This is a genomic window from Bacillus sp. AFS001701 (assembly GCF_002559405.1).
In the GTDB taxonomy this organism is placed as follows: Bacteria; Bacillota; Bacilli; order Bacillales; family Bacillaceae_G; genus Gottfriedia.
This window is the reverse complement of record NZ_NTZO01000440.1, coordinates 1-5,316: the sequence shown is the minus strand read 5'-3', so window position 1 is coordinate 5,316 and position 5,316 is coordinate 1. Positions and strand designations below refer to the sequence as shown.

Genomic DNA, 5,316 nt, shown 5'->3' with positions numbered 1-5,316 from the left:
GTATGTTACAGCGGTGAGAAGCATTTATTTGAATTACAAAATTTAATTAGTAAAGTAAATAAAAGAATCTCAATATATAGGGAATTAAATAAACCAATTATTTTTGTTCAACATTGTGATAACGAATTAGTAGCTGGAGAAGAACTTTGGGCTATTCATGCTGATCTAGATGTTCAAAAACAAGATTATTTTATTAACAAAATACATGCAAATTCATTTTTTAAAACAAACTTAAAAAATCTTTTAGATCAATTGGCAGTACATAAAATAGAATTTTGCGGCGCCCAAACTGAATACTGTATGGATGCTACAATTAAATTTGCACATGGATTAGGTTACGAAAATTTCATGGTAAATGGAGCAACCTCTACATTAAATAATCCATTCATGTCTGCAAAAGAGACAATTGATTTTTATGAAAAAATGTGGAATCATAGATTTTTATATTTTATAGAAGATGATCTCAAAATAGAGATAAAATAAAAGGGTTTCTACAGCAAAAAATTAGCTACTCCAGATTTATGAGTCAGATGAGAAATACTCTCTAGGACTATTTAAAAATCTAGTGAATATAATTTAGTAGATTTGAATAGAAGTGGGGGGATATAAATGAAAAGAGTTGCATTTTGCATCTTCTGTTTCTTTTTGTTGTTTTTATCTAATGTCTCAACCTCAAATGCAACATCGCGCTATTTAGATCAAATAGATAAGAATAATCGTAAGGAAGTTAATTATTATGTTAAGAAATCAACGGTGATTGTCGAACAAAAAGAATTTAGTTTAACAAATAAGGAAAAAAACACAAACGAAAATGTAGTGGCCATTGCTGCAAAATACGATACTGTAAGAGATCGTTTCTTTAAAACAGCGAATTATGATACGTATTTACTTGATGAACAAACAGGTGAAATTCTAGATCCGGGAAAATTTGTTTCATCGAAAATATATGAAGAATTCTTAAATCAGCATAATAATGATGGAGAAAATGATTTTAGATGGAAAAATTCATTAATCGTTTTGGCATTAATATTTATTACTATCATCATTATTCCAATTTTTTCTTCTAAATTAAATGAATAATACGAAGGCTGTTTCGGCAGTCTTTTTAATTATGCTAAATAGATCATTAATTGATAAAGGGAAATTTGTTAGATTGAATTATAGATCAACTAGTAGTACTTTTAATAGAAAACATGTTAGGAGATAAGAAAATGATCCAGTCAATCGTTCATATTGCATTAGTCGTAAAAGATTATGATAAGGCTATTGAGTTTTATACGAAGAAACTACATTTTAATTTAATTGAAGATACATATCAGCCTGAACAAGATAAGAGATGGGTAGTTGTAAGTCCACCTGGTTCTTCTGGAACGACTATTCTACTTGCAAAGGCATCAAAACAAGAGCAAGAGCCATTCATTGGCAACCAAGCTGGTGGGAGAGTTTTTCTATTTTTAGGAACGGATGATTTTTGGAGAGATTATGATGAAATGATTTCAAAAGGAATTGAGTTTGTAAGAGAACCGAAAGTAGAAGATTATGGTACGGTTGCAGTATTCAAGGATTTATACGGAAACTTATGGGACTTAATACAATTTAGAGACAATCATCCACTTGCAAATAGAATAAAATAAAAAACTAGAGAATTTGCAGATTTACTAATAAGTTTGAATAAACAGATAATTATTCATTACAAAAATTATCTCAGTTGATATAATTATTTTACATAAGATTATAGGCTTTATAAAGATGTCTAGATTCAAATTAAAAGTAAGTACAGTATTTAAAAAATAGAACGGTTTACACAATCAGTTTGTTTCTTCTCAAGAACAAAGATGGTTTTAAACTTGTTTAGGGGGCTGAGACGGAGACGAGTAAGGTTATTATATACATTGTGAATATATTTTGAACGAATGAAGCACTATCATAGAAATATTTTGACTGGGATCGTTAAATGGGGAGAATGAATGAATGTTAATGGTACTCGTAGGAATTGGCTGTGTTGCATTTATTATCATTTGTGGTTGGATAATTAAAAAGCTGGATAAATAAATTACTTTTAACTTCAGTTTTTAATTATAAACTTATTTTTAGACAGATTAATATAGAAAGAGAAATTGGAGTTTAGGTAAACTCCAATTTTTTTGTTTAAGAATTCTTTATTATTTGCTCTGTTTAATTTAAATATTGATTTTTATATAGTAATTAAGGGAACCTCCATTTTGTGAGGTTCCCTAATTTCCTTAACTAATTTCCCAATCATTATAAATGGAATAAATGCATAAATAAAAATACAATAGGAGGAATCAATAATGATGGTAGAAGATTTAAAGTATTACATTTCTTAATCCCCAATATACTTAAGCCGGACGCTATAATTAATATACCTCCTACAATCGTCACTTCATTTAGAAGATCATTACTTAAAGAATTTTTCATTAGTATAGCAATTAAATAGATGGAGCCCTGCCAAGTAAATAAAGCAATGCCAGCAAAAATGATTCCGATTCCAAAAGTGGATGCTAAAACTATTGAAGTAATGCCATCCAACGTACCATTTGCAAGGAGATACGTATAATCCCCCTTTAAGGCTGCTTCTACTGGTCCTAAAATAGATAATGTTCCAATACAAAATAATAAAATAGCGGTTGATAATCCTTCAGCCAAATTACCTTTCGAATATTTATTAACTAAACTATTAAATCTAGATTCTAACTTTAGTTTTTGTCCAATTAATCCACCTACGGCTAAACTTACAATAAAAAGAACTGGATATTTACTGGAAGGCAAATGTTGTACTAGTGAGTTTATCCCTAATCCCAAAGCTACTAATCCCATCGCCTGCATAAGGATTTCATGATATTCTTCTTTGATCCCTTTTTTAAAGATGCTTCCAATCATGCTCCCGGCTATAATCATCATTGTGTTAAAAATCGTGCCAAACATATTTCCATTTCTCCTTTTATTAATAGTATATTAATAAAAAATAAACCCTCTAGTAACTAGAGGGTCAAGTGGATTTTTTTATTAAGTTTACTCGTAGGGTAATAAAATTTCCGTGACATGCTTTTCTTCATCGTTAGTAAAGCCATAATCAATAAGTGTAATTTCAAACGAATCGTCTAACAATTCATACTTGTGTTTTTGCATATAGCTCAACAATTTTTTATAATAACCAACTGCATCAATGTGAGTACCTTTAAATCGAACTCTCAAATAGGTTCTTGATGGAATAAGAATGGAGGTTGGAGGTATCTGATCACCATCTTCAAGTACCATGAAAATACTAGAATATTTATCAAAAACATTATTTTTCAAATTAGAAGCTGAGATCGAGATTCCAATTTTCCCTAAAAAAATTTCCTCATTAATTCCAAAACTATTCCTTAATTCTGTAATAGGTAATTCAATATCATCGCCTATAACGTAATCATGGCGTAAATATGCTACATGCATTTCAGGAAGTGTTATTTCCGATATTTTATCTAAAGGTGTACTAACAGCATCTTCAATTTGCAATAAGCGGCGTGATAGTTTAGTTTCAATAATCTCCAATTCTTTCTTTTTTTGGGCAACTTCATCTTTTTGTTTTTTTAACATTTCGACAAGAGCATTAATTTCTCGATTATTAAAAAAATCGATAATTTCGTTTATTGGTAAATCTAAAGCCCTCAAATATTTTATTGAGTTCAACCGTTCAAACTGCTGTGTTGAATAATATCTATAATTGGTCTTTTTATCGATAAATTCCGGACATAAGAGACCAATCTGATCATAATACCTAAGAGTCGCAATTTTGACTTGGAATAATTTTGATACTTCACCAATTGTAAAATACTCTTTCATTTCTTAAAAAACTCCTCTATTTTGCCATGAAATTTAAATCCCTTATAATCTAAAATTCATTAATTTCAGTGACCCCCAAATAGTTAATGTAATTATCTTCACGAATGATTGTTGTAATTAAAATAATACATTCAATTCAGGTCGTCATCAATTAATATAAAAAATGTTTAATATGGAAGTCGGAAAATTCGATCATCAAAATTAGGATGGTTAATGATAATATAAGAAAAAAGAGAGGAAATTAGTAAAAATTCAATCAATTAATGGGGAGCAAATAAAATGGAAAAAAAGATTTATTTAATTAGACATTGTGAAGCAGAAGGCCAGCCATATGAGGCGAATCTAACGAAGCAAGGTTTAATACAAGCTAAGCATTTGAGTGGTTTTTTCTCAAAGATTAAAATTGACCAAATTATTTCAAGCCCTTTTTTACGAGCAATTCAAACAATCGAACCGACAAGTAATGAAAAGAAAATAGACATTGTTCTCGATGAGCGACTGTCTGAACGTAAGCTAAGCTCGATTGATTTACCAGACTGGCTTGAAAAATTAGAAGCCACATTTGAAGATATGGAATTGAAATTCGATGGCGGCGAATCAAGTCAAGAAGCTACTAATCGTGCAATAAGCGTAATAGATGAAATCATCAAAAGTGAAAATCAAATTACAATCGTTGTAACTCATGGGAATTTGATGTCTTTAATTTTAAAACAGTTTAACAAAGAATTTGGTTTTAGGAATTGGAAAAGCTTAAGCAATCCTGATATTTATCTTTTGAAGTGTAAGAATAATGAGTTTGATTGTGAGCGTTTGTGGCAAGTTGAATAAGAAAGTTGGTACTAAAAAAATAAAATTCTAAGTAAACAAATTATTTAAAATAAAGGCTCTGTTAAAGCAGATTTTTGATTTTCTTATGTGACTAACTGGCAGGTTAGTTGAGAGAATATGATTATATGAAGGAAATACTATTAAAATTTAAGCTATATTGATTGGTTAGCAACTAGTCGTGACTATTATGATCGTCGGAATTGATGGATAATTTACCCAAGTACAGGTAGGAAGTGTTCTAAAAAAGAATTGAAACAAAAATATTTACAGGCATTAAGTATGATAAATGACATTAGTGATCTACCAGATGTGTTTTGTCGATTACACCGTTTTGAACAGTTACCCTTCGATGATGAAATCGAAGTAGATTTTGTTATTGATACAGATACGGATTATATTTATTCGAAAAAGTATTAAACTAAATGGTAGTTTAGTTGAATTAGAATTTGTTAAAATAACTCGTATTTTGTTATGGTTGAACCAAAGCAATTAATGAAGAAGGATGATTAAAGTGTATGCATTTGAACTTAAAGGCAAACAAGGATATATAAGAATAGAGCTAACCGAGGTTTTAGGTTTCCCAAAAGAAACAAGTTATAGCACTTTTTTATTAAAGGATGAATTTTATTAATCATTAAGGAA

General features: G+C 29.6%; 7 protein-coding genes. 5 read left to right on the top strand and 2 right to left on the bottom strand.

Translation table 11 applies throughout. From position 1 onward, the window contains the following. From CN514_RS20815 to CN514_RS20805, 3 genes are all read left to right on the top strand, one after another. Positions 1 to 483, top strand: a 483-nt coding sequence (locus tag CN514_RS20815) for a cysteine hydrolase family protein (RefSeq protein ID WP_098234224.1), incomplete at its 5' end; no start/stop codon positions are given. Between the two features lie 126 nt (positions 484 to 609). Next, a complete protein-coding gene (locus CN514_RS20810) occupies positions 610 to 1,080 on the top strand; it encodes a hypothetical protein (protein ID WP_098234223.1) in 471 nt (156 codons plus the stop codon). A gap of 131 nt (positions 1,081 to 1,211) precedes the next feature. Next, entirely contained in the window at positions 1,212 to 1,634 is a 423-nt protein-coding gene (locus CN514_RS20805; protein ID WP_098234222.1) for a VOC family protein, read from the top strand. Between the two features lie 628 nt (positions 1,635 to 2,262). Here CN514_RS20805 and CN514_RS20800 read toward each other — a convergent pair. Both CN514_RS20800 and CN514_RS20795 read right to left on the bottom strand, forming a co-directional pair. Beyond that, positions 2,263 to 2,946 (bottom strand): DUF554 domain-containing protein, encoded by a 684-nt coding sequence (locus CN514_RS20800; RefSeq protein WP_098234221.1) that lies wholly within the window; start codon positions 2,944 to 2,946, stop codon positions 2,263 to 2,265. A gap of 87 nt (positions 2,947 to 3,033) precedes the next feature. After that, on the bottom strand, positions 3,034 to 3,846 hold the full coding sequence (locus CN514_RS20795) for a MerR family transcriptional regulator (protein ID WP_098234220.1): 813 nt from the start codon (positions 3,844 to 3,846) through the stop codon (positions 3,034 to 3,036). Between the two features lie 279 nt (positions 3,847 to 4,125). On the opposite strand from CN514_RS20795, the gene CN514_RS20790 reads away from it, so the two are divergent. Next, complete coding sequence (locus tag CN514_RS20790; RefSeq protein ID WP_098234219.1) at positions 4,126 to 4,674, top strand: histidine phosphatase family protein; 549 nt, start codon at positions 4,126 to 4,128, stop codon at positions 4,672 to 4,674. Positions 4,675 to 4,923: 249 nt separating this feature from the next. Continuing rightward, a complete protein-coding gene (locus CN514_RS20785; RefSeq protein WP_217993950.1) occupies positions 4,924 to 5,091 on the top strand; it encodes a hypothetical protein in 168 nt (55 codons plus the stop codon). Positions 5,092 to 5,316: the final 225 nt, after the last annotated feature.